22 protein-coding genes are annotated in these 24,035 nt (G+C 67.3%); 14 read left to right on the forward strand and 8 right to left on the reverse strand.

The features are described from left to right. Positions 1 to 63: 63 nt before the first annotated feature. Positions 64 to 888, forward strand: coding sequence for a nucleotidyl transferase AbiEii/AbiGii toxin family protein (locus ALI144C_RS48015; RefSeq protein WP_237774666.1), 825 nt, complete (start codon positions 64 to 66; stop codon positions 886 to 888). Positions 889 to 895: 7 nt separating this feature from the next. Here ALI144C_RS48015 and rlmN read toward each other — a convergent pair whose 3' ends face one another. Next, entirely contained in the window at positions 896 to 2,002 is a 1,107-nt protein-coding gene (gene rlmN, locus ALI144C_RS48020) for a 23S rRNA (adenine(2503)-C(2))-methyltransferase RlmN (protein WP_076993987.1), read from the reverse strand. 106 nt (positions 2,003 to 2,108) lie between these two features. On the opposite strand from rlmN, the gene ALI144C_RS48025 reads away from it, so the two are divergent. Continuing rightward, on the forward strand, positions 2,109 to 2,795 hold the full coding sequence (locus ALI144C_RS48025) for a peptidylprolyl isomerase (protein WP_441297622.1): 687 nt from the start codon (positions 2,109 to 2,111) through the stop codon (positions 2,793 to 2,795). On the opposite strand, the gene ALI144C_RS48030 is transcribed toward ALI144C_RS48025, so the two are convergent. Then, positions 2,779 to 3,480, reverse strand: a complete 702-nt coding sequence (locus ALI144C_RS48030) for a PP2C family protein-serine/threonine phosphatase (RefSeq protein WP_076993989.1) — start codon at positions 3,478 to 3,480, stop codon at positions 2,779 to 2,781. The two genes, ALI144C_RS48025 and ALI144C_RS48030, sit on opposite strands and share 17 nt — an antisense overlap. Positions 3,481 to 3,498: 18 nt before the next feature. Here ALI144C_RS48030 and ALI144C_RS48035 point away from each other — a divergent pair, with 18 nt between their 5' ends. Beyond that, positions 3,499 to 3,852 carry an arsenate reductase family protein gene (locus ALI144C_RS48035; RefSeq protein WP_076993990.1) on the forward strand — a complete coding sequence of 118 codons (354 nt, stop codon included), beginning with the start codon at positions 3,499 to 3,501 and terminating at the stop codon, positions 3,850 to 3,852. Here the strand turns inward: ALI144C_RS48035 and ALI144C_RS48040 are convergent. Then, positions 3,849 to 4,337 (reverse strand): beta-class carbonic anhydrase, encoded by a 489-nt coding sequence (locus tag ALI144C_RS48040; RefSeq protein WP_076993991.1) that lies wholly within the window; start codon positions 4,335 to 4,337, stop codon positions 3,849 to 3,851. The two genes, ALI144C_RS48035 and ALI144C_RS48040, sit on opposite strands and share 4 nt — an antisense overlap. A 149-nt stretch (positions 4,338 to 4,486) precedes the next feature. Between ALI144C_RS48040 and ALI144C_RS48045 the strand changes: the two genes are divergently transcribed. Continuing rightward, entirely contained in the window at positions 4,487 to 6,268 is a 1,782-nt protein-coding gene (locus ALI144C_RS48045; RefSeq protein ID WP_143231330.1) for a hypothetical protein, read from the forward strand. 14 nt (positions 6,269 to 6,282) lie between these two features. Here ALI144C_RS48045 and ALI144C_RS48050 read toward each other — a convergent pair whose 3' ends face one another. Then, on the reverse strand, positions 6,283 to 6,543 hold the full coding sequence (locus ALI144C_RS48050) for a DUF2631 domain-containing protein (protein WP_237774667.1): 261 nt from the start codon (positions 6,541 to 6,543) through the stop codon (positions 6,283 to 6,285). 96 nt (positions 6,544 to 6,639) lie between these two features. Here ALI144C_RS48050 and dxr point away from each other — a divergent pair, with 96 nt between their 5' ends. From dxr to ispG, 3 genes are read left to right on the forward strand one after another with little or no spacing between them, the layout of a single operon-like run. Then, a complete protein-coding gene (dxr, locus tag ALI144C_RS48055) occupies positions 6,640 to 7,815 on the forward strand; it encodes a 1-deoxy-D-xylulose-5-phosphate reductoisomerase (protein WP_076993994.1) in 1,176 nt (391 codons plus the stop codon). Positions 7,816 to 7,818: 3 nt separating this feature from the next. Next, positions 7,819 to 9,036, forward strand: coding sequence for a M50 family metallopeptidase (locus ALI144C_RS48060; RefSeq protein ID WP_076993995.1), 1,218 nt, complete (start codon positions 7,819 to 7,821; stop codon positions 9,034 to 9,036). 10 nt (positions 9,037 to 9,046) lie between these two features. Further along, positions 9,047 to 10,207 carry a flavodoxin-dependent (E)-4-hydroxy-3-methylbut-2-enyl-diphosphate synthase gene (gene ispG / locus ALI144C_RS48065; protein ID WP_076993996.1) on the forward strand — a complete coding sequence of 387 codons (1,161 nt, stop codon included), beginning with the start codon at positions 9,047 to 9,049 and terminating at the stop codon, positions 10,205 to 10,207. 39 nt (positions 10,208 to 10,246) lie between these two features. On the opposite strand, the gene ALI144C_RS48070 is transcribed toward ispG, so the two are convergent. Together ALI144C_RS48070 and ALI144C_RS48075 are read right to left on the reverse strand one after the other, a co-directional pair. Further along, positions 10,247 to 10,456, reverse strand: a complete 210-nt coding sequence (locus tag ALI144C_RS48070) for a DUF397 domain-containing protein (RefSeq protein WP_076993997.1) — start codon at positions 10,454 to 10,456, stop codon at positions 10,247 to 10,249. Between the two features lie 11 nt (positions 10,457 to 10,467). Next, a complete protein-coding gene (locus ALI144C_RS48075) occupies positions 10,468 to 11,289 on the reverse strand; it encodes a helix-turn-helix domain-containing protein (protein WP_083754042.1) in 822 nt (273 codons plus the stop codon). A gap of 152 nt (positions 11,290 to 11,441) precedes the next feature. Between ALI144C_RS48075 and ALI144C_RS48080 the strand changes: the two genes are divergently transcribed. The 4 genes from ALI144C_RS48080 to map all read left to right on the forward strand — a co-directional run bounded on the left by ALI144C_RS48080 (position 11,442) and on the right by map (position 15,424). Further along, positions 11,442 to 11,768 (forward strand): hypothetical protein, encoded by a 327-nt coding sequence (locus ALI144C_RS48080; RefSeq protein ID WP_143231332.1) that lies wholly within the window; start codon positions 11,442 to 11,444, stop codon positions 11,766 to 11,768. A gap of 123 nt (positions 11,769 to 11,891) precedes the next feature. Beyond that, complete coding sequence (locus tag ALI144C_RS48085) at positions 11,892 to 12,746, forward strand: GNAT family N-acetyltransferase (RefSeq protein ID WP_076993999.1); 855 nt, start codon at positions 11,892 to 11,894, stop codon at positions 12,744 to 12,746. A gap of 17 nt (positions 12,747 to 12,763) precedes the next feature. After that, the gene (locus ALI144C_RS48090; RefSeq protein WP_330359657.1) at positions 12,764 to 14,554 is read left to right on the forward strand and encodes a penicillin-binding transpeptidase domain-containing protein; all 1,791 of its coding nucleotides are present in this window, start codon (positions 12,764 to 12,766) and stop codon (positions 14,552 to 14,554) included. A gap of 9 nt (positions 14,555 to 14,563) precedes the next feature. Continuing rightward, on the forward strand, positions 14,564 to 15,424 hold the full coding sequence (gene map, locus ALI144C_RS48095) for a type I methionyl aminopeptidase (protein WP_076994000.1): 861 nt from the start codon (positions 14,564 to 14,566) through the stop codon (positions 15,422 to 15,424). 83 nt (positions 15,425 to 15,507) lie between these two features. On the opposite strand, the gene ALI144C_RS48100 is transcribed toward map, so the two are convergent. Next, positions 15,508 to 16,194, reverse strand: a complete 687-nt coding sequence (locus ALI144C_RS48100) for a FadR/GntR family transcriptional regulator (protein WP_076994001.1) — start codon at positions 16,192 to 16,194, stop codon at positions 15,508 to 15,510. Positions 16,195 to 16,368: 174 nt separating this feature from the next. On the opposite strand from ALI144C_RS48100, the gene hrpA reads away from it, so the two are divergent. The 3 genes from hrpA (at position 16,369) to ALI144C_RS48115 (ending at position 22,079) form a co-directional block, all read left to right on the forward strand. Continuing rightward, positions 16,369 to 20,238 (forward strand): ATP-dependent RNA helicase HrpA, encoded by a 3,870-nt coding sequence (hrpA, locus tag ALI144C_RS48105; RefSeq protein ID WP_076994002.1) that lies wholly within the window; start codon positions 16,369 to 16,371, stop codon positions 20,236 to 20,238. 349 nt (positions 20,239 to 20,587) lie between these two features. Then, positions 20,588 to 21,508 carry a hypothetical protein gene (locus ALI144C_RS48110; protein ID WP_143231334.1) on the forward strand — a complete coding sequence of 307 codons (921 nt, stop codon included), beginning with the start codon at positions 20,588 to 20,590 and terminating at the stop codon, positions 21,506 to 21,508. Positions 21,509 to 21,791: 283 nt separating this feature from the next. Next, positions 21,792 to 22,079, forward strand: a complete 288-nt coding sequence (locus ALI144C_RS48115; RefSeq protein ID WP_143231335.1) for a hypothetical protein — start codon at positions 21,792 to 21,794, stop codon at positions 22,077 to 22,079. Between the two features lie 34 nt (positions 22,080 to 22,113). Here ALI144C_RS48115 and ALI144C_RS48120 read toward each other — a convergent pair whose 3' ends face one another. Then, positions 22,114 to 23,970 (reverse strand): transglycosylase domain-containing protein, encoded by a 1,857-nt coding sequence (locus tag ALI144C_RS48120; protein WP_076994005.1) that lies wholly within the window; start codon positions 23,968 to 23,970, stop codon positions 22,114 to 22,116. Positions 23,971 to 24,035 lie beyond the last annotated feature (65 nt).

The raw sequence follows: 24,035 nt of genomic DNA on the forward strand, positions 1-24,035 counted from the left end.
AGCTCTTTGAAAGCCCGGGCCACTAACACGTCGAAGGTCTCCGGCGTTCCGGTGGGTGAACTCATGGAGCGCTACTACCATCGCCGTTTGCTGGCTCGTGTGTTCCACGTCGATGGTGACAGTTGGGTTCTCAAAGGCGGTCAGGCATTGCTCGTACGGTGGCCGAGGGCGCGCTACTCCACAGACGTCGACCTGTTCCGGGCGTGCGACGACGCGACCGTCGATGACGCAGTCGTGGCACTGATCGAAGCCGCATCAACAAATCTCGATGATCACCTGCGATTCGATCACCTGGACACATCGCGCGAGACAGCCGCGAACCGGCCATCTCGCAAGGTCCGGTTCAAGGCGATGTTCGGGCTCAAGCAACTGTCCGTGGTCAGCGTTGATGTCGTGGCAGCCGGGCTGCACCCACGCGGAGAACTCGTCGTCGAGAAACTAACCGCGCCATTCACGGTGGACTCGGGTCCCTGGCCAACGATCCGGATGTGGCCATTGGAAGATCACGTCGCCGACAAGGTCGCCGCGATGTACGAACGCCATGGCGAGCGTCTGGGACCGTCGACTAGGTTCAAGGACCTGGTCGACTTGGTCTTCATCGCACACAATTCCGCTTTGAACGGCACCATCACCCACGCTGCGCTACGTGCCGAGGTAAACCGACGCCGAGCCGCAGGCACGCATCTGACGCTACCGACAGAGTTCGAGGTACCCAGCCCTGCCTGGATCGCCGGTTACCGTGCTCAGGCTGCCAAGGCCCACGACTTGCCTGCCGCCTACCGCACACTCGAGGGCGCCATCCCGTTGGCCCACGCGTTCATCACTCCGCTGCTTCAAGAGCAAGAGCTCAACGGTACATGGCAATTCGAGCGTCGTCAGTGGGAATGAACGCGATTCAGCCCTCGGCGGCGAGTTGGCCGCAGGCCGCGGCGATCTCCCGGCCTCGGGTGTCGCGGACGGTGCAAGCGACTCCGGCGGCATTGACCCGGCGGACGAACTCGGTCTCGACGTGCTTGGGTGACGCGTCCCATTTCGATCCCGGTGTCGGGTTCAAAGGGATGACGTTCACGTGCGCGAACTGGCCGAGATGCCTGTGCAGGAGCTTGCCGAGCAGGTCCGCCCGCCACGGCTGGTCGTTGATCTCCTTGATCAACGCGTACTCGATGGAGACGCGGCGGCCGGTTTTCTCGGCGTAGCCCCGGGCGGCTTCCAGGACCTCGGTGACCTTCCACCGGGTGTTGACGGGTACGAGGGTGTCGCGTAGTTCGTCGTCTGGGGTGTGCAGGGAGACCGCCAGGCGAACCTGCAGGCCTTCTTCGGTCAGCTTGCGGATCGCTGGGACGAGGCCGACGGTCGACACGGTCACCGAGCGCTGGGAGATGCCCAGGCCTTCCGGGGCGGGGTCGCAGATCCGTCGCACGGCCGCGACCACGCGCTTGTAGTTCGCCAGCGGCTCACCCATGCCCATGAAAACGATGTTGGACAGCCGACCTGGGCCGCCTGCCATGTCGCCGTCGCGCATCGCCGCGGCGCCGTTGCGGACCTGGTCGACGATCTCCGCTGTCGACATGTTGCGTTGCAGGCCGCCTTGTCCGGTTGCGCAGAACGGACACGCCATGCCGCAGCCCGCCTGGCTCGACACACAGAGCGTCGTGCGGTCCGGGTAGCGCATCAACACGCTTTCCAGCAGCGTGCCGTCATGGGCGCGCCACAGCGTCTTGCGTGTCGAACCGTCGTCACACTGCACGTGACGCACCACCGTCAGCAACGGCGGCAGAAGCTCGTCCGCCAGGCGCTGCCGGGCGTCGGCCGGGATGTCCGTCATCGCCGACGGGTCCGCTGTCAGCCGGGCGAAGTAATGGTGTGACAGCTGATTCGCACGGAAGGGTTTCTCACCCAGTGCGACGACCGCTTCCCGGCGTTCGGCGGCGGAGAGGTCAGCTAGGTGGCGCGGCGGCAGGCCGCGCTTGGGCGCGTCGAAGACAAGAGGCAGAGCGGTCATAGCCCTACCAGTGTGGCACAGCCCTACGAACGCCAGTGCTCAGCGAGCGCAAACCCCTCTACACTCCGCGCCGGAACCCACCAGGGAGGACATAGTGGTCCGTTCGATCATCGTTGCCGGCGTCGTCGCGACAGCCGCCGTGTTCGTACCGGGCGTGGCCTCTGCCACCACCGGCGACACGACGCGCGGCCCCTGCCAGTACACGAAAACCCCAGAGGAGCCGGCCTCGCGGCCCGTTCCGTTACCCCCGGATCCGCGCCGGACGCCATCACACGGCACCGTGCGCGTGGATCTACCCACCAACCACGGCAAGATCAACCTGACGCTCGACCGCGCCAAAGCACCCTGCACGGTGCAGAGCTTCCTGCACCTGGCGCGGCACCGCTTCTACGACTTCACGTCCTGTCACCGGCTGACCAGCTACCCGACGCTGAAGGTCCTGCAGTGCGGCGACCCGTCGGGCACCGGCGAAGGCAGCCCCGGCTACCGCTACAAGGACGAACTGCCCACCGGCCTGCCGCCCGCGCCGACCGACCCCACCGGTGAGCGCAAGGTCTACGCGCGCGGCGTGCTCGCGATGGCCAACGCCGGGCCGAACACCAACGGCAGCCAGTTCTTCCTCGTCTACGGCGATTCCGCGCTGCGGCCCAACTACACGATCTTCGGCACGGTCGGCGCGGCCGGTCTGTCCGCAGTGGACAAGGTGGCGGCTGGCGGGGTCGAGCCGCCCGGCACGACCGACGGCAAGCCCGCCTTGCCGGTGAACATCCGCAAGGTCAGGGCCTACTGCTGACCTGAACGACGATCGCGGTCGCGTTGTCGTTGCCGCCCGCGGCATCGGCTTGCGCCAGCAGGTCCCGGACCATCGCGCCCGGGGTCGTGCCCGACCCGAGGATCTCCAAGATCCGGTGGTACGGGACCTGCTCGGCCACGCCGTCCGTGCAGAGCAGCAACACGTCACCAGAGCGTGCGTCCACGTGCATGACGTCCGGCGCCGGCGCGCCGGCGTGTCCGACATACCGGGTGAGTTGGTAGCGCGCTGCCGCTGCCTGTGACGACTCGAACGGGAACCAGCCGTTCACCGCGCCGAGCCACGCCATCGTGTGGTCCACCGTGAGGATCTCGAGCAGACCCGCGCGTAGCCGGTACAGCCGCGAGTCCCCGATCTGGGCGGCGAGGAAGCCGTCGTCGACCCGCACCAGCGCCGTCAGCGTGCACCCGGCGAGCCCGCCGATCCGTTTGCCGAACGCGCTGACTTGCCGGTGCGCTTCGGTGACCGCGGCACGGATCCCGGCGACCGTCGGCGGCGCGGCGGCCACGATGTCCACAGTGGTCCGCCCGGCCATCACACTGCCCGGCCCGTCGCCCATTCCGTCGGCGACGACGGCAACGAGCGGGTTCTCGCTCAGGTGGTACGCGTCGAAGTTCGCGGGGTAGCGGCGTCCCGTCTCGCTCCCGGCTGCCGCTGCGGTGGTCATGCCAGTACCGTATGGCGCGTGGAGATCTGGGTGAATCCGGCGTGCTCCAAGTGCCGGTCAGCGGTGAAGATGCTGGATGAGGCCGGGAGCGAGTACACCATCCGGCGCTACCTCGAGGACCCGCCGACGGCCGTGGAACTCGAGCGGGTGCTGACCAGGCTGGGGCTCGAACCGTGGGACATCACACGTACCCAGGAGAAGGTCGCCAAGGAACTCGGCCTGTCGAAGTGGCCGAAGGACAGTGCGAGCCGTGACCGCTGGATCGAGGCGTTGGTCGCCGACCCGATCCTGATCCAGCGGCCGATCATCACGGCGGACGACGGCACCGCCGTCGTCGGTCGTAGCGAGGAAGCGGTCCGGAAAGTCCTCTAACCCACTTCGTCGAGCTTCCCGGTCGCGACGTCGAACACGAAGCCGCGCACCGAGTCCTTCACGGGGATGAACGGGCTGTTCCTGATTCGCGCGATGGACTGGCGCACATCTTCGTCCACATCGGGGAATGCCTCAGCCGCCCACGGCGGCTTCACCCCGACGTCTTCCAAGATCGATTGTTTGAACCCGTCGTCGGTGAACGTCAACATGCCGCAGTCGGTGTGGTGGATCAGAATGATCTCCTTGGTACCGAGCAGCCGCTGGCTGATCGCCAGCGAACGGATCTCGTCCTCGGTCACGACACCACCGGCGTTGCGGATGACGTGGGCCTCGCCCTCGTTGAGGCCGAGCACGCCGTAGACGTTGATCCTGGCATCCATGCAGGCCACGACCGCAACCTGCTTGGCGGGCGGGAGCGGTAGCGGACCTTGGAAACTCTCCGCATAACGAGCGTTGTTGGCGAGCAGTTCATCGGTGACGGACATGTCCTGGTCCTGTCGTGAGGGTCGGTTGCGAACTGTGCTCGACCAGTTCATTCATGAATGCGAATGAACGCAACGTAGCCCATATGATGGGACTTGCGGCGCGGGCATAAAGGTCAGCCGTTCCATGCGTTGGGGGGAATATCAGTCTCGTGCGCATTCGGGTGGGGATACTGGTATCGACGTGTCTGCTCGGACTGGTCGCCTGTACCGGGCCCGAACGCGCGGGCACGCAACCGTTGAACACCGAACCGGTCACCGGGCAGGGGCCGGAGATATGCGCGTTGCTGCCACGCGTGGCGCTCGCGCACCTCACCGCGCACGCGGAGGAGAACCTGACGACAGTCGGCGAAGTGCCCGACACGGTGAACGTCGACAGTCTCCAGTGCGAAGTGCTCGTCGCCGAGGACCTGGCTCGCAGAACCGTTGCGGCGTTGCGGATCGACGTCGACCAGGTCGCCACCATCCGGCGGATCAACACGGCGACGCAGGAGGCCGCGGCCCGGTCGGCCCGCGCGCCGCTGGGCAATCCGCTGCGCACCGGGACCGACACCAGGCCGACCGTTTCGCTGGACGTCACGTGCCGCGGCCGTCCTGTCCACATTGGAATCGAACTCGCCGGGTACGACAACAGGCGGGGCAAAGTCGACCAGGACCTCGCCGACCTCTCCGGTGTCGTCGCCACGAAGTACGGCGAACGGCGCGGTTGTCCTGTCGAGATCGCCGCGCCGTTGCCGGAACAACCCCGCGGCACCGTGCGGATGGTCGCGGGCGACGGGGGCTCCGACGTCGCAAGTGGACCCGGTCAGGGACAGTCCACAAGCATCGGTCACGTCGAGGCGCTGACCTCGGCCCCCGATGGCACGGTCTATCTCGTCGCACGCCAGTACGGACCGTCGGTCAACCCGCGCATCGCCGACGACAGCGCGGGCAGGTGGGGCGAGACACTGCGGATCCTGCGCGTGCGCACGGACAACACCGTCGAAGTGGTGTGGGATCCCAATCTGGCGCCGTTCTCCACCAACGACGCCCCGGTTGCCGGTGACATCTCCGAGAAGCTGCGGCTGCAGGGCCGCGACACCACCGGCGCGGTCGCTGGGATCGTGGTGCGCGGCGACCGGATCTGGCTGCTGCCCGCGAACACCGGCACGCGCCCCGGCGACGGCAGGCTGTCGCGGCCGGTGCGCGTCATCCAGGTCGACGGCGGTCGCGCGGTCGACCTCAGGGCGATCAAGGCACCGCTCGACCAGGACACCACCCGGGTGACCGACCAGAACGGCCTGCGCGTCGCCGACGGCGTGGCCGCGTGGAACTCCGCGCAGTTCAGCGGGCTCGCGTTCGACGGGCAGACGCCTGTCCTGGTGGACACCGCGCAGAGCAGGATGTGGCGGATCGACGCGTCGCGGGACGGCAAGGTGCTCGACGCGACGGTGCTGCCGCTCGCCGCGGAGATCGCGACGGGCAGTTCCGCCGCGGGGCTCACGGGTGGCCGGTTCGCGCTCAGCACGCGAGAGGGCGGACTTGTGATCCTGGACTCACGCGGTCGGATGATGGTGGCGATCCCCGTGATCAACGCCGAGATCGACGGCGTCGGCCCGCTCCCGCTGGAACTGGGCAGACGCCAGCTGGCGGCGGCCGGGGACGACGTCATCCTGCACGCGGTGGCCAACCAGGTCCCCGCACCCGCGTTCGTGCACGTCGACACGCAGCGCGGCACGACACGGACCGTCCAGGTCAGCGGTTACCCGGGGCCCGACGACCCGGCCAGTGACGTGCCGACCCCCCGGTTCGCCAGGTCCTTCGGCACGTCCGCGAACGCCACCGGGCTGTTCGCCACGGGGTGGCCGGTGTCCGCGTTGGGCGCCTTCGGGGAGAACGTGCTGCTGGCGCCCTTCGGCACGGGCATCGTCTACGAGCTCGTGCCCCGCGGTTGAGAGAAGTCAGCTGGTCAGCGGCGCCACGAGGTGCGGCGGCGGACCTGGTCGATCACCAGCAGGATGACCAGTCCGACACCGATGCCGATCAGCCAGAGGTCCTCGGTGCGGCCGGTGTGGTTGCCGATCAGGTAGAAGAACATCGCGGCCGCGGTGAACCACCCGCCGACCCGCATGCCGACGGGAAAGCTGCCGTGCCAGCCCCACTCGGCCGACGGCTCGTCCTCCGGGCTGACGGTGTGCGCCGGTGCCTTCTCGGTCTTCGAGCTCGCCACGGGTCCCTCCCCAATCGATGGCTCGTTCATGCTGCGTACCGGCCTCAATCGTCCCACATGGCCCTCTGGAGCACGCCCCAGGCCCGGTCCGGGACAATGACCGGGATGTCCGCAAACACTCGCCCAGACGGCGTCCGCTCCGTCCTCCTGCTCGGCTCAACCGGTTCGATCGGCACGCAGGCCCTCGACGTGATCGCGGCGAACCCGGACAAGTTCCGGGTCGTCGGCCTCGCGGCGGGCGGTGCGAACCCGGACCTGGTGGCACGGCAGGCCCGTGATTTCGGGGTCAAGGCGGTTGCCCTGACCGATGCACCCGCTGATCTGGACCTGGGCGATGTGCGACTGTTCACCGGTGCCCGCGCGGTGCTCGACCTGATCGACGACACCCCGGCCGACGTGATCCTCAACGGGATCACCGGTTCACGGGGGCTCGAACCGACGCTGTACTCGCTGGCCACGGGTGCGCGGCTGGCGCTGGCGAACAAGGAGTCGCTGATCGCGGGCGGTTCGCTGGTGCTCAAGGCGGCCGCACCCGGCCAGATCGTGCCGGTCGACTCCGAGCACTCGGCGCTGGCCCAGTGCCTGCGCGGCGGCCGGGCCGACGAGGTGGACCGGCTGGTGGTGACGGCGTCCGGCGGCCCGTTCCGCGGCCGTGGCGCCGACGAGCTCCAGGACGTCACGCCCGACGACGCGATGGCCCACCCGACCTGGTCGATGGGTCCGGTGATCACGATCAACTCCGCGACACTCGTCAACAAGGGCCTCGAGGTGATCGAGGCGCACCTGCTGTTCGACGTGCCCTACGACCGGATCGACGTGGTCGTGCACCCGCAGTCGATCATCCACTCGATGGTGACGTTCACCGACGGCTCGACGCTGGCCCAGGCCAGCCCGCCGGACATGCGCCTGCCGATCTCGCTCGCGCTCGGCTGGCCGGAGCGGCTCGCGGGCTCGGCCACGCCCTGCACGTGGGACAAGGCCGCGGAGTGGACCTTCGAACCGCTGGACAACGACGTTTTCCCGGCAGTCCGGTTGGCCCGCCAGGCCGGTGAGACGGGCGGCTGCCATCCCGCGATCTACAACGCGGCCAATGAGGAGGCCGTCCAGGCGTTCGTCGACCTGAACGTGGGTTTCACGTCGATCGTGGAGACTGTGGGGCGAGTATTGGGCGAGGCGGACGCCTGGCGGGGCGAGCCGGGCAGCGTTGGCGAGGTGCTTGCCGCCGAGCAGTGGGCAAGAACGCGTGCCCGGGACATTCTGGGAAGGAACTAGAGCGTGATCTTCTTCATCGGGGTCGTGCTGTTCGCGCTCGGCATCGGCCTGTCGGTCGCGCTGCACGAGGCCGGGCACATGCTGACCGCCAAGTGGTTCGGCATGAAGGTGCGCCGCTACTTCATCGGCTTCGGCCCGAAGATCTTCTCGTTCCGCCGGGGTGAGACCGAGTACGGCCTTAAGGCCATCCCGGGCGGCGGCTTCTGCGACATCGCGGGCATGACCGCGATGGACGAGCTCACGCCGGACGAGGAGAAGCGCGCGATGTGGCGCTACCCGGCGTGGAAGCGCGTGATCGTGATGGTCGCCGGTTCGGTGACCCACTTCATCCTCGGCTTCGTCATCCTCTACATCCTCGCGGCGACCATGGGCCTGCCGAACCTGGTGGACAAGCCGGTCGTGGCCAGCACCGCGTGTGTCCAAAGTGACACCATCGACATGGACGTGAAGAAGCCGCGGCCGCCGTGCGCTGCCGGTGACCAGGGTCCCGCGGCACAGGCCGGGCTGCGCGCCGGTGATGAGATCGTCGCGGTGAACGGCAAGGAAACACCGACCTTCACCGACCTGCGGACCACGCTGAAGCCGCTGTCGGGTCCACAGCGGATCACGGTCGAGCGCGATGGTGCCGAGCAGACGCTCACTGTGGACGTGACCGTCGCGCAGCGCCTGGTCGAGAACAAGGAAGGCCAGCGGTCGCTGCAGGCACAGGGCAGCATCGGCGTACTGCGGGCCGCGGAGTTCGAGTACAACGCGGGTTCGGCGATCGGTGGCACCATCTCGTTCACCGGTGACATGTTCGTCAAGACCTGGGAAGGCCTGATCCGGTTCCCCGAGCGCATCCCGGCTGTGGTGCGCGCCATAGGTGGCGGAGAACGCGATCCCGACACGCCGGTCAGCGTCGTCGGCGCGAGTATTCTCGGTGGTGACGCTGTTGAGCGTGGCCTGTGGGACGTTGTCTTGCTGCTGCTGGCGAGCCTCAACTTCTTCATCGGCGTGTTCAACCTGTTGCCGCTGTTGCCGCTGGATGGGGGACACATAGCGGTGATCGTCTACGAGAAGGTCCGCAACTGGCTGCGGAGGGTGCGCGGCAAGCCTGCGGGTGGCCCCGTGGACTACTCGAAGCTGATGGCCGTCACCATGGTGGTGGTGTTCATCGGTGGAGCGGTGATGTTGCTCACGATCACCGCGGACATCGTCAACCCGATCAGGATCAAGAACTAGAGGAGATCTCATGACCAGCGGCGAAGTGCTGCTCGGCATGCCGTCGCTTCCGCCGCCGGTGCTGGGCGAGCGCCGCAAGACCCGGCAGTTGATGGTCGGGTCGGTCGGTGTGGGCAGCGAGTTCCCGGTGTCGGTCCAGTCGATGACCACCACGGTGACCGCGGACGTCAACGCGACGTTGCAGCAGATCGCGGAGCTGACCGCGTCCGGTTGCGACATCGTGCGGGTGGCGTGCCCGTCGCAGGACGACGCGGAGGCGTTGCCCGCGATCGCGCGCAAGTCGCAGATCCCGGTGATCGCGGACATCCACTTCCAGCCGAAGTACGTGTTCGCCGCGATCGAGGCCGGGTGCGCGGCGGTGCGCGTGAACCCCGGCAACATCAAGAAGTTCGACGACAAGGTCAAGGAGATCGCCAAGGCGGCGAAGGACCACGGCACCCCGATCCGGATCGGGGTGAACGCGGGGTCGCTGGATCCCCGGTTGCTGGCCAAGTACGGCAAGGCCACGCCGGAGGCGCTGGTGGAGTCGGCGTTGTGGGAGGCGTCGCTGTTCGCCGAGCACGACTTTCACGACATCAAGATCTCGGTGAAGCACAACGACCCGGTCGTGATGGTCCGCGCGTACGAGTTGCTGGCCGAGTCGTGTGATTACCCGCTGCACCTGGGTGTGACCGAGGCCGGTCCGGCGTTCCAGGGCACGATCAAGTCCGCGGTGGCGTTCGGCGCGCTGTTGCGCCAGGGCATCGGCGACACGATCCGTGTCTCGCTGTCCGCGCCGCCGGTCGAAGAGGTCAAGGTCGGTACGCAGATCCTCCAGTCGCTGAACCTGCGGCCGCGCAAGCTGGAGATCGTCTCCTGCCCGTCGTGCGGCCGCGCGCAGGTCGACGTCTACAAACTGGCGGACGAGGTGACCGCGGGCCTGGAAGGCATGGAGGTCCCGCTGCGGGTGGCGGTCATGGGCTGTGTCGTGAACGGTCCCGGTGAGGCTCGCGAGGCGGACCTGGGTGTGGCGTCCGGCAACGGCAAGGGCCAGATCTTCGTCAAGGGCAAGGTCATCAAGACCGTGCCCGAGCACCAGATCGTCGAGACGCTGATCGAAGAGGCCATGCGGATCGCCGAGGACATGGACCCGGAGGAGGCCGCCGGTTCACCGGTCGTTTCGGTGTCCTGAGCGGGAAGGGCCCCGGGAACCCGGGGCCCTGTCCGCTGATTACCGCTTGAGCGAGGCCAGCAACTCGGTTACGGCGGTCCGGGGCACTGCGAGGGTGACTCCGTGGTTCTTCGAGTCACGGATCTGGTCCAGCGCGAGTTCAACGCAGTTGGTCTGACCTGCCGACCGGCTCGACTTCTTCCACCGGACCTCAACGCAGTTGTTCGCCCCTGTTGACCAGCTCGACTTCTTCCAGAGTTCGTCCGCCATGGGCTCCTCCGTCAGGTGATGTGCCTGCGAAGGATGTTTCCAGATTCTCGGTCGTCTGCGGCAACCTTCTCCCAAAGGTCTTCGAACACCCGCTGGTAGGTGTCGATCTTGTTGGGCTCGTGGAGGAACATTGCTCCGGTGATGCTCTCGAGATAAACCCGGGTCATCTCAGCTGGATCATCGACGCGGACGATGCCGAATCCGACGCCAAGCCCTTCATGTGCCCCTGACGCGAACGGAACGACCCGGATCGACACCGTCGGCAGCCGCTCTGCCATGGCTAGCAGGTGCTGCACCTGCTCACGCATCACCCCAAGTCCACCCACTTGCTGGTGGATGGCTGACTCTCCAAGCAAGATCCTCACTGCAGGCGGATTTGCCTTTGTCAGGATCGTTTGCCGACTCAGCCGCTCCCGGACTCGCCGGTCGAGGTTGGCTGGCGATGACGAGGACAGCAGTGCTCTCGCGTAAGCATCGGTCTGCAGCAGGCCGTGGATCAGCACGTCGTCGAACACCGCGATCTCCGACGCCTGCCGCTCGAACATCAGGTATGACTGAGCGAAATCCGGGACGTGCGGCAGAATCGCCCTCTTCCCGGAGGCGAGCGTGAGGCTGCGCAGTCTCTCCTGCTCACTGCCTGTTGCGCCGTAGAACCTCGCCAGCTTCTCCGCTTCGGCCGGAGCGAGACCACGGCCGTTGACTTCGATTCGGCTGGTCTTGCCGTCGTACCAGTCCATCAGCTTGTCGATCTCGGCAAGATCCTTGCCCGCCCGCAGGCGAAGATCGCGCAAGAGCGCTCCAAGGGCCACGCGCTGGGGATTGATGGTTCCCAAGTCTCCTCCTGTATTGAGCTGATTCCATCATCCTCCGGCATCGAGCACCGCGCCTTCGCTCGATCGTGTAATCGCTCGTAAGCGGTCTTGGAGGTTAAGGTGAGGAGGTCGCTGACACTTCCGGCGGCGCCGCCAACCTGATGGGAGTCCTCATGCCCGACACCGCTGACACCACTTCGCCGGAGCAGCCTGCAGCCGCCTCGGCGGGCTTCGCCGACGCCGACGAGTTCACCGCCGCGATCGAGGAGATGGTCGCCGACCAGACGCCTCGGGTGTTCGCGGTCGTGCTCGAGTTCGGCGAGCACATCGATGCCCAGATCGTCAGTTGGGGCATGGTCATCGATGAGCAGAACACGTATGTGGCCACAGTCGACGGCAAGAGCCAGTTCCTGCTGACAGCGCCGGAGAACGCGCTGAAATACGTTCGCCGCCTGCCCGGTGTGACCTCTCACATCGTGTGGGCGCCACATCGTCGATGAGCACGGCCTCACGCACGACTCGTTCCGCGTCCGGCCGGTGATCGGAGTCGGTTGATGACCCTCGGTTGATGACTCGGTGATTCGGACTCCTCGATTACAGGCTCCATCTGGCACGCTTAGTGGGTGCTTCGGATGGCTTCCGCGCGGTTACTCGACGAGCGAGACGGCATGGCGGTGCGGGCCGTGCTGGCCGCCGATCCGGTCGCGAGCTGCATGGTCGCGGCGCGGGTCGAGGCAGCCGGGCTCGATGCCTGGCGGCTGGGCGGTGAGCTGTGGGGAGCCGATGTCCGGCCGATGCGCAACGGCAGGCTCGACGGCCTCTGCTACGTCGGTCCGAACCTGATCCCGTTGCGCGGCAACAAGGCCGCGTTGCGCTGCTTCGCCGACCGGGCGCTGCGGCGCAGGCGGATGTGTTCGTCGCTCGTCGGCCCGGCCGAGCAGGTGCTGGGGATGTGGGCCGAACTGGAGCCGGAGTGGGGCCCGCCGCGCGAGGTGCGGCCCGAGCAGCCGCTGATGGCCGTCGACGGCGCCCCGCTGGTCAAGCCGGATCCGCTGGTCCGCCCGGTCCGCCCGGAGGAACTGGACCGCTACCTGCCCGCGGCCATCGCGATGTTCATCGAGGAGGTCGGCGTCGACCCGAGGATCGGCGACGGCGGTGCCGGGTACCGCGCGCGGGTGGCCGAGCTGATCGCGGGTGGCCGGGCGTTCGCCCGCTTCGAAGGCGGCGACGTGGTGTTCAAGGCCGAGATCGGCGCGCTGTCCAAATCGGTCGGCCAGATCCAGGGCGTCTGGGTGCACCCGGACCGCCGCGGCAGCGGCATCGGCACGGCAGGCACGGCCGCCGTCGTCGAGCGCCTGGTGAAGGGGATGAACCGGACCGCGAGCCTGTACGTCAACTCGTTCAACGCCCCCGCGCGGGCCGCCTACCAGCGGATCGGCTTCAGTCAGGTCGGGTGCTACGCGACTGTGCTGTTCTGATTGGCATACTGCGCCGAGTGAGACGAACCGGGATTGTCGCGGCACTCTTGCTGGTCCTGCCCGCCGCCGGGTGCGGGTTGTTCGGGTCGGATCCGAGTGCCGAGGACGTCGCCGGTGAGTTCCTGACCGCACTGGCCAACGGCGACACCGCGGGCGCCGCCGGGCGGACCGATTCCGCCGAGTCCGCCAAGGCGCTGATGGACAACGTCCGCGGTGCGGTCAAGCCGGTCGGGATCGCCACCAGGGTCACCGGGTCGACCGAGATGTCGGACAAGTCGGCCAAGGTGCGGTTCGACGCGGACTGGGATCTCGGCCGAGACCGGCACTGGACGTTCCAGGGCGAGGTGGAGATGCGCCCGGACAACGACTCGTGGCGGGTGCACTGGGCGCCATCGGTGCTGCACCCCAAGCTCGGTGTGCAGCAGACCATCGGCGTACGGGACATAGACGCCGTGCAGGCCCCCGTGCTCGACCGGGACGGTTCGCCGCTGCTCGCCCCCGAACGGGTGGTTTCCGTCCTGCTGGACCCGGCGAAGGCCGGGGACGTCGCCGCCGTGGCCGGTGCGCTCGCCGCCGCGCTCGGCAAGGTCGACCAGGCGATCACCCAGCAGTCGATCATGGAGGGCGTCGCCAAGACGCCCAAGGGCCAGTCCTACACCGTGGTGTCGTTGCGGGACGCGGACTACCAGGCCGCGAAGGCGCAGATCTACGACCTGCAGGGCGTCCGGTTCGTCGCGGGCACCCGGCTGCTGCCGGTGGACCGCAACCTCGCCACCCAGTTGCTGCCGGTCGTTCGCAAGCAGGTGGAGAGCCAGGTCACGGGCAAGGCCGGGTTCCGGGTGGTGACGCTCAACGCCGCGGGCGGCGAGGTCGAGGAGCTGTTCGTCAAGGACCCCGAGGCTGGCACGGCCGTGCACATGACGCTGAGCCGCAAGATCCAGGCGGCGGCCGAGGCCGCGATCGACCCGGTCGCCCAGGTGGCCGCCATCGTCGCGATCAAGCCGTCCAGCGGGGAACTGCTCGCGGTCGCGCAGAACCCGGCTGCCGACGCGCAGGGCTCGGTCGCGCTGACTGGCAGGTTCCCGCCGGGATCCACGTTCAAGGTCGCGACCGCGACGGCCGCGCTGCAGGGCGGGACTGTGACAGCGGATACGCCGTCGCCGTGCCCGGGCTCGATCACGATCGGCCCGCGGGCGATCCCGAACAACAACGGCTTCGACAAGGGCACGATCCCGCTCCGGTCGGCGTTCGCGTTCTCGTGCAACACGACGTTCGCCAAGCTGGCGTCCGACATGAAGCCGGACGCGCTGTCGAACACCGCCAGGCAGTACGGCATCGGCGTCGACTACGTGATCCCCGGTGTGACCACGGTCACCGGTTCGGTGCCACCGGCGAACGACCTGGTCGAGCGCGCCGAGGACGGCTTCGGCCAGGGCAAGGTCCTGGCGTCGCCGTTCGGGCTGGCCGTGATGGCGTCGACGGCCGCGAGCGGGATTGTGCCGAAGGCCACGTTGTTCCGGGATAGCCCGACGAAGATGGACGTGACACCGCAGCCGATCGCGCCGCCGGTGCTGGACGCGGTGCGCGTCATGATGCGCGAGGTCGTCACCACCATCGGCGGGCCGCTGGCCCAGCTCCCCGATGTCCGGGGCAAGACGGGAACCGCCCAGTTCGGCGACGGCACGCACTCGCACGGCTGGTTCGCCGGGTACCAGGGGGATCTGGCGTTCGCCGTGCTGCTGACCGATTCGGGGACGTCCGTCCCGGCCATTGACGTGACTGACAAGTTCCTGCGGGGGATCTCCTAGAGTTAAGTCATGCCCGTACGTGCCCCACTGACGACCGGCGTGCAAAGTCCGCGCCGTTCAGTCCCCGTCACCATCGCCCGGCCCGAGTACGTCGACAAGCCCGCTCCGGCGCGCAACACCGACCCGACGTACGTGCAGAGCCCCGAGGTGATCGAGGCCATGCGGGTCGCGTCGCGGATCGCCGCGCAGGCGTTGCAGGAGGGCGGCAAGGCCGTCAAACCGGGCGCCACCACCGACGACATCGACGCGGTCGTGCACGAGTTCCTGCTCGACCACGCCGCATACCCGTCGACCCTCGGCTACCGCAACTTCCCGAAGTCGTGCTGCACCTCGCTGAACGAGGTGATCTGCCACGGCATCCCGGACTCGACGCTGATCGAGGACGGCGACATCGTCAACATCGACGTCACGGCGTTCATCGGTGGCGTGCACGGCGACACGAACGCCACGTTCCTGGCCGGGGACGTCGCGGAGGAGAACCGGTTGCTCGTGGAGCGCACGCACGAGGCGACGATGCGCGCGATCAAGGCCGTGCGGCCCGGACGGGCGTTGAACGTGATCGGCCGCGTGATCGAGGCGTACGCCAAACGGTTCGGCTACGGCGTGGTCCGCGACTTCACCGGGCACGGCATCGGCCGCTCGTTCCACAGCGGGCTGGTGATCCTGCACTACGAGGAGCCGTCGGTGCAGACCGAGATCGAGGTGGGGATGACCTTCACCATCGAGCCGATGATCACGCTCGGCGGCATCGACTACGACATCTGGGACGACGGCTGGACCGTCACCACCAAGGACAAGAGCTGGACGGCCCAGTTCGAGCACACCATCGTGGTGACCGAGTCAGGCGCGGAGATCCTCACTCTTCCGTAGTACCTCCGCACGGGTAAGACGCTGGGCCGAACGCCGATTCGGATACCCCCGACCGCCACTTCGGGGGCATCCGGGTCAGCTGCTCACGACGCCGGGTTCCTGGCCAGGTACGTCAGAGCCTCGGCGAGAAAACCGCCTGCCTCCCGCACGGCGCGTTCGGCGTCGCGGTCGCGGATGGCGTGGAGCAGGCCGTAGTGATCGAGTTTGGGGGCGCCCGGTTGCGCCGTCTCGTCGATGGCCTCGATGCTGGCCTTGATCACCTCGGTCAGGCCCGCGTGCAACTCGGCCAGGAGCTTGTTGTGCGACGCCACCACAACGAGGTGGTGGAAGTCCGCGTCGGCCTGCACGAACTTGGCCCACTGGCCCGACGCGGCCGCCTCGTCGCGGATCTCGAGCAGGCGGACGAGTTGTTCCAGCTGGGCGTCGGTCCGGTTGGTGGCCGCGAGACGGGCTCCGTCCGCCTCGAGGGCGCGGCGCACTTCCAGGACATCGCGGAGTTCGGGACCGCACAGCCTGCGCACGGCACCGGACAGTTCACTGGTGGCACGTACGAACGTGCCATCACCTTGGCGGACTTCGAGCAGCCCGGCGTGGGCGAGGGCGCGGACTGCCTCGCGAACGGTGTTGCGGCCGACGCCCAGAGCGGTCACGAGCTCGGGCTCGGTGGGGATTCGTTCGCCAACCCGCCACTCTCCCGTGGTGATCGCACTGCGCATCTGGTCGATCACCTGGTCGACAAGGCCGGCACGCCGGGTCGTGGCCAACGGCACGGTGTCATCCTCCCCACAAGATGTTCGGACAACCAAACATCCTACGTTTGTTGTAGTCACCGACGATGTTCGTCGAATGAACAGACTGCCATCTCATCCTGCGTTTCGCGTAGGGCCGGTCGGTTTTTAATCCGCGGGTGCTGATCGCGGCCGTTGCTTATCCTGGTAGTCGAGATGGGAACCCCACCAAAGGATTCGACGCTCGCCGGTTTGGCGCAGCGGCTGCCGGCTCTGACCCTGCGTGACGAGCGCAGGCTGGGCCGCCGCCTCGAAGGCGTCCGCAAGATCCGCAAGCCAGAAGCCCGCGACACCGTTCTCGAGCAGATCGCCGCCGACATCGCGTCGGCCGAGCTCAAGATCGACGCGCGGCGCTCAGCCATGCCCGAGATCACCTACCCGGCCGAGCTGCCGGTCAGCCAGCGGCGCGACGAGATCCTCGCCGCCGTCCGCGACCACCAGGTCGTGATCGTCGCCGGCGAGACAGGGTCGGGCAAGACGACCCAGCTGCCCAAGATCTGCCTCGAGCTCGGTCGCGGCGTCCGCGGCACGATCGGCCACACGCAGCCGCGCAGGCTCGCCGCGCGCACGGTCGCCGAGCGCATCGCCGAGGAGCTCGGCGTGGAGCTGGGTGACTCGATCGGCTACAAGGTCCGGTTCAACGACCAGGTCAGCGACAGCACGGCGGTCAAGCTGATGACCGACGGCATCCTGCTCGCCGAGATCCAGACCGACCGGCTGCTGTCCCAGTACGACACGCTGATCATCGACGAGGCGCACGAACGCAGCCTCAACATCGACTTCATCCTCGGGTACATCAAGCAGCTGCTGCCCAGGCGGCCCGACCTGAAGGTGATCATCACGTCGGCGACGATCGACCCGGAGCGGTTCTCCCGGCACTTCGACGACGCGCCGATCGTGGAGGTCTCCGGCCGGACGTACCCGGTCGAGGTCCGCTACCGGCCGGTCATCGACCCGGACGACCCGGACGCCGACGAGGACCGCGACCAGACCCAGGCGATCCTGGACGCGGTGGACGAGCTCGCCGCCGAAGGCCCCGGTGACATCCTGGTGTTCCTCAGCGGCGAACGCGAGATCCGCGACACCGCGGACGCGCTCACGAAACAGGACCTGAAGAACACCGAGATCCTGCCGCTGTACGCGCGGCTGTCGTTCGCCGAGCAGCACCGCGTGTTCCAGTCCCACCGCGGCAGGCGGATCGTGCTGGCCACGAACGTGGCCGAGACGTCGTTGACCGTGCCGGGCATCAAGTACGTGATCGACCCGGGGACCGCGCGGATCTCCCGGTACAGCAACCGGTTGAAGGTCCAGCGGCTGCCGATCGAAGCGGTGTCGCAGGCTTCGGCCAACCAGCGCAAGGGCCGCTGTGGCCGTGTCTCCGAAGGCATCTGCATCCGGCTCTACACCGAAGACGACTTCGACGCGCGGCCCGAGTTCACCGATCCGGAGATCCTGCGCACCAACCTCGCGTCGGTCATCCTGCAGATGACCGCGGCGGGGCTCGGTGACATCGCGGCGTTCCCGTTCATCGAACCACCGGACAAACGCAACATCGCCGACGGCGTGAACCTGTTGCAGGAGCTGGGGGCGCTGGAGCAGTCCGGGCTGACGGCGCTGGGCCGCAAGCTCGCCCAGCTGCCCGTCGACCCGAGGCTCGCCCGGATGGTGCTCGCCGCCGAAGGCAACGGCTGCGTGCACGAGGTCATGGTGATCGCCGCCGCGCTGTCCATTCAGGACCCCCGGGAGCGCCCGCAGGACAAGCAGGAACAGGCGCAGCAGTCACACGCCAGGTTCGTCGACAAGACCTCGGACTTCCTGTCGTACCTGAATCTCTGGCAGTACCTGCGGGACAAGCAGAAGGAGCTGTCGGGCAACCGGTTCCGCAAGCTGTGCAAGGCGGAGTACCTCAACTACCTGCGTGTTCGCGAGTGGCAGGACATCTATTCGCAGCTGCGCCAGGTGATGGACGTCAAACCGAAGCCGGTCGGCGACGAGGTCGACGCGGTCCGCGTGCACCAGTCGCTGCTCGCGGGCCTGCTGTCGCACGTCGGCCTGCGCGACCCGCAGAAACAGGACTACATGGGCGCGCGGGGCGCCCGGTTCGCGGTGTTCCCCGGATCGGCGTTGTTCAAGAAGCCGCCGCAGTGGGTGATGGCCGCGGAACTGGTGGAGACGTCCCGGCTGTGGGGCCGGATCGCGGCGCGGATCGAACCGGACTGGGTGGAGCCGCTCGCCACCCACCTGGTGAAGCGCACCTACAGCGAACCCCATTGGGAACGCAGGCAGGCCGCCGTGATGGCGACCGAACGCGTGACGCTGTACGGCGTCCCGATCGTGGCGAACCGGAAGGTCAACTACGGCCGGATCGACCCGGAGCTGTCCAGGGAGATGTTCATCCGCAGCGCCCTGGTCGAGGGTGACTGGGAGACCAGGCACAAGTTCTTCCACGACAACCGCAAGCTGCTGACCGAGGTCGAGGAGCTGGAGAACCGGGCGCGGCGGCGTGACCTGCTGGTCGACGACGAGACGCTGTTCGACTTCTACGACAAGCGGATCGGCAAGGACGTCGTCTCGGGGCGGCATTTCGACACGTGGTGGAAGAAAACCCGTGCCGGGCAGCCGGACCTGTTGACGTTCCCGACCGAGATGCTGCTCAACGCCAACGCGAAGACCGTGACCCCGCAGGCGTTCCCGGACGACTGGAAACGCGACGGCCTCACCATGCGGCTGTCGTACCAGTTCGAGCCGGGCCGCAAGGACGACGGGGTCACCGCGCACATCCCGTTGCCGGTGCTCAACCAGGTGAGCGCGGACGGGTTCGCCTGGCAGGTTCCGGGGCTGCGCGAGGAGATCATCACCGCGCTGCTGAAGTCCCTGCCCAAGCAGGTGCGCCGCAACTTCGTGCCCGCGCCGGACTGGGCGAAGGCGATCCTGCACCGGATCACCGACCTCGGCGACGAGAACCTGCTGGACGTGGTCGAGCGGCACATCAAGGCGTTGTCCGGGATCGCGGTGGCCCGCGAGGACTGGGACCTGACCAAGCTGCCCGACCACCTGCGGGTGACGTACCGGGTCGTGGACGAGCGCCGCAAGCTGCTGGCGGAAGGCAAGGACCTCGGCGACCTCAAGCGCCGCCTGCAGCCCAAGATGCGGGAGACGCTGTCGTCGGCCGCGGGCGAGATCGAACGCAAGGGCCTGCGCACCTGGGAGATCGGCACGCTGCCGAAGATGCTCAGGCAGGAGCAGCACGGCTTCGTCGTGACCGCGTATCCCGCGTTGGTCGACGCGGGGACGGCTGTGGACGTCCGGATGTTCGAGACGGAGGCCGAACAGCGCGCGTCCATGTGGCAGGGCACGCGGCGGCTGTTGTTGCTGAACACGGCGTCGCCGTTGAAGTACGTCCTCGGCCGGATGAGCAACACCGCGAAGCTGGCGTTGTCGGCGAATCCGCACCGCGACATGCAGGACTTCTTCGACGACTGCATCGCGTGCGCGGTGGACAAGATCGTCACGGACGCGGGTGGTGTCGCGTGGACGGCCGAGGCGTTCAAAGCCTTGCAGGACAAGGTGCGCACGCAGTTGAACCCGACTGTGCTCGAGGCCGTGAACCACGTGCAGGGCACGCTCGCCGCGTACAACTCGGTGCAGACCCGGTTGTCCGCCATGGGCGGCAAGCGGATCGAGCCGTCGTTGCAGGACATCCGCCAGCAGCTGTCCCGGCTGGTCTACCGCGGGTTCGTCACCGCGACCGGCTACGACCAGCTGCCGAGCCTGGTCCGCTACCTGCGTGGCATCGAACTCCGGCTCGACAAGCTGCCCGAACGGCCCGAGCGCGACCTCGAGTGGGCGCAGATCGCGCAGGACGTGTGGCAGGCCTACCGGGAGCTGCCCGACAGCCCGGAGGCGCGCCGGATCCGCTGGATGATCGAGGAACTGCGGTTGAGCTACTTCGCGCAATCCATCAAGACCGCGTACGCGGTGTCGGAGAAACGCATCTACCGCGCGATCGACCAGCTCCTGGGATGACACGCCGAAGCGAATGAAAAAATACCCGTCCGGTGGCCACTTCTGAGTGGCCACCGGATTTTGTGTCGCGACCCGGACATATTGCGCGTTCGATATATGACTCGGTGTGTGTGATCGGTTGAGCCGAACGGGCGGCCGCTAGCCGCCTGAAGTGTGAATGTTACGATCATCGCGGCGGAAAATTTTCAGTACCGAATGGTGTGGAATTGACATGAACTGCGGCTTTGGTGGCACCGCTTACGGGTGTGTGAATCCACCCGACCGTGTGTCCGGTTCTGCTCTACCTTGAGTGCGGGGCGCTTGGCGGTGGCAGAGCGCCACTCGTGAAATTGAGAACAAGGAGCATTCGGTGATCATCAATCGATGGGCGGCGCGAGCTGTTCTGATTGGCGCATTGGCTTTGCCCGCGATGGGTACGGCGCATGCGGCGACAACTGCCGACAAACCGGGGCACAACGATGCAGTGGTCAGCAACCTGAACGGCAACGCGAACCACATCAAGATCGCGAACCTGCTCGCCAACGCCAACAAGATCAAGATCGTCAACTCGAACGCCGACCACAACAACACGGCGGTCCAGAACGCGCACGCGGACCACAACACCACCGCGGTCGGCAACAGCCACGCCAACCACAACAACACCGCGGTCGGGAACGTCCACTCCAACTCGAACTTGACCGCCGTCGGGAACAGCCACGCGAACGGCAACGACACCGCGGTCGGCAATGACCACGCCGACCACAACTCGGTGAGCGTCGGCAACTCGAACGCCAACGGCAACAACACCGCTGTGGCGAACGACCATGCGGACAACAACTCCGCCTGGATCGGCAACTCGAACGCCAACGGCAACGACACGGCCGTCGTGAACGACCACGCCAACCACAACGACGTCGCGGTCGCCAACGACGACGCCAACGGCAACAACACCGGGATCCACAACGCCGACTCCAACAACAACACGGCTGTCGTGAGCAACAACGACTCCCACCACAACAACACGGGGATCGACAACCACCACGCCGACCACACGACGACGGTGGTGAGCAACAACGCGAGCAGCGGCAACGACACGGCGGTGTCCAACGCCCACGCCGTCGGGACCACGACCGTGGTGAGCAACAACGACAGCAACTCCAATGACACCGCAGTCAGCAATAGCGGTACCGGAAACAGCACCACAGTCGTCGCGAACAGCAGCGACCACAACAGCACAACTGTCACCAACAACGGCGACGGCAACTCCGTCGTCGTGAGCAACAACGGCTGACGAATACATACCAGACAGCAAGTATGCGAGCGGGACCGGGGTGCCGGTCCCGCTCGCATCATGTCGGGCCGTGACCCGATCCGGTGGTCCTCGGGCAGGGGTCGCTCGTATTTCCCCAGTACGGTTGTCACGATGCGTGTTCGCAGTTTTCTCGGTCGAGTGAACAATTGCTGAGCTGTTTTGGTGGCGACAGTGGTGTGGGTACTGTTTTCCCGCGATGCGGATCGTGAGTGGCGCCGGTCCGCCCCTGCTGTTCCCGTGTTGTCGTTGTGAAAGGTTTCTCATGCCTGCGAAGAGGCGTTTTATTGTGCTGGGTGCCGCCATGGCGGCCATGCTGTGCCAGGCCGGTACCGCGTTCGCCGACCACGACGAGGACGTGCTCAGCGGTTTCGACGGTGACGCCCCGCTGATCCAGAACGTCAGCGTGGCGCCGATCCAGATGTGCGGCAGCGGCGTGTTCGTCGACGGCCTCAACGACGTGCCGGACGGCATCAAGACGGGCAACTGCACCAACGCCCCGACCGGCAACCCGTTGCAGCAGCTAATCACCAACAGCACCATCGTCGGCTGACACCCGTGCGGGCCGCCTTTCGGCGCAGGCGGCCCTACCGGGTGGGCGGGCTGGGGCGGGCGGCGGGATCGGGTGTCTGCGAGGCGCGGGGTTCGCCGCCGCGGTACCCGTCCATCACCGCGCGCCACATCGTGGCCGGTTCACCCAGTGCGGTGATGTCCTTACCTTCCTTGTTCTTCAACGGCATGATCTTGTCCGCACCGATCCACGCCGCGGTCGCGATGTGCGGGGTGTAGCCGATCATCCATGCTTTCGCGGTCGCGCCGTCGTTGCCGTACGCGCGGGTGCCCGGGCGGATGGCGGCGGTGTGCCCGTTGGCCAACGGGATTCGGGACAGGTTGGCCGTCACCATGGACGCGATCTTCGGTGGCGTCACCTGGGTCAGCGAAAGCTTCGCGTTGTAGCGAACAGCACCGGCCACGTCCTCGACCCGGTCGACGAAGTGCGAGTTGGTCCGCACTCCGTTGGCGGCGAGAGTGGCGTACGCGCGGGCCATGTCGATCGTCCGGACCCGCGTGGCGCCCGCGCCGACCGCGATCCGGGTGTCGGGCTGCTTGCCCGCGGCCTCGGTCAGCGTCGGTTTCCCCCGCAGCTCAGCGGGAATGCCCAGGTGGTACGCGGCATCGGCGACCGCGCCGGTGCCGAGCTTCGACGTCAGCGCGGCCGAAGCGGTGTTCACCTGGTGCTGCAGGGACCCGCCCACGTCACACGGCGAACACCGCACACCGGCCGGGTTCTGGAACGGAATGCCGTCGACCATCCGCGGCGAACCGCCGTCCAGCGGGGAATCCGGCCGGAAACCGCGCTGGAACGCCGCGACGGCGACGAAAGTGCCGAACGTGGAGCCTGCCTCCTGCGGCGACTGCGCGTAGTCCAGGCCGATCCCGTTACCACCACCGTGGTACGCCAGCACGCCGCCGGAACGGGGGTCGATGGACACCACAGCCGCGCGCAGGGTGTCGGGCTGACCGGCCATGACGGTGGACACCGCCTGTTCGGCGCTCGTCTGGGCGTCCCGGTCGATCGTCGTGATCACGCGGTAGCCGCGTTGGTGCATCTCGTCCCGGCGCAGGTCGGCGAGTTCCTCCAACTCGGCGAGCACCTGGGTCTGGATCTGCATCCGGGCCGAACTCGGTGCGGCGTCCCTCAGCAGGGTCGCAGGGAACCGCAGCGAGGCCCGGTCGGCCAGCCAGCCCTGCGCGGCCATCTGGTCGAGGACGAACGTCCACCGCCGCTCGGCGTTCTCCTTGTCCACGTCCGGGTCCCAGTACGTCGGCCGCTGGATCACCCCGGCGAGCAGCGCGGCTTCGGAGACGTCGAGCCGCTGCACGTCCTTGCCGAAGTACGCCTGCGCCGCCGCCTGGATCCCGTTCGCGCCGCGTCCGAAGTAGACGGTGTTGAGGTAGGCGGTGAGCAGGTCCTCCTTGGCGTAGGTGTCGGCCATCTTCTTGGCGAGGACCATTTCGCGCCACTTGCGGTCGAACGACAGCTGCTCGTTGCCGGTCGCCTTCTTGACGTACTGCTGGGTGATGGTGGAGCCGCCGCCGGACGCGCCGGTCACGTTGTTCCACACCGCCCGCATGATCCCGGTGAGGTCGAACCCCGAGTTGTCCCAGTAGCTGTTGTCCTCGGCGGCCAGCACCGCGTGCTGCACGTGCTCGGGGATGTCCTGGAACCGCACGGACGAGCGGTTGCCGCTCTTGGGCGAGATCCTGGCCAGCTCGGTCACGCCGTCGGAGTAGTACAGCCTGATGGTCTGGTTCTGGCCAGCGGCGATCTGCGCGGGGTCGGGCACGTCCCACAACGAGTAGCAGTAGCGGAACGCGACCAGCGGCGCGGCGATCGACAGGAAGACCAGGACATAGCAGGTCCTGCGTACCCAGCCCCACACGGTGATGGCACTCCCCGGAACTGATCGACTACGTGCTGTCGATCAGTTACACGCCGGGGAGGGCA

Source organism: Actinosynnema sp. ALI-1.44 (assembly GCF_001984155.1).
Taxonomy (GTDB): Bacteria; Actinomycetota; Actinomycetes; order Mycobacteriales; family Pseudonocardiaceae; genus Kibdelosporangium.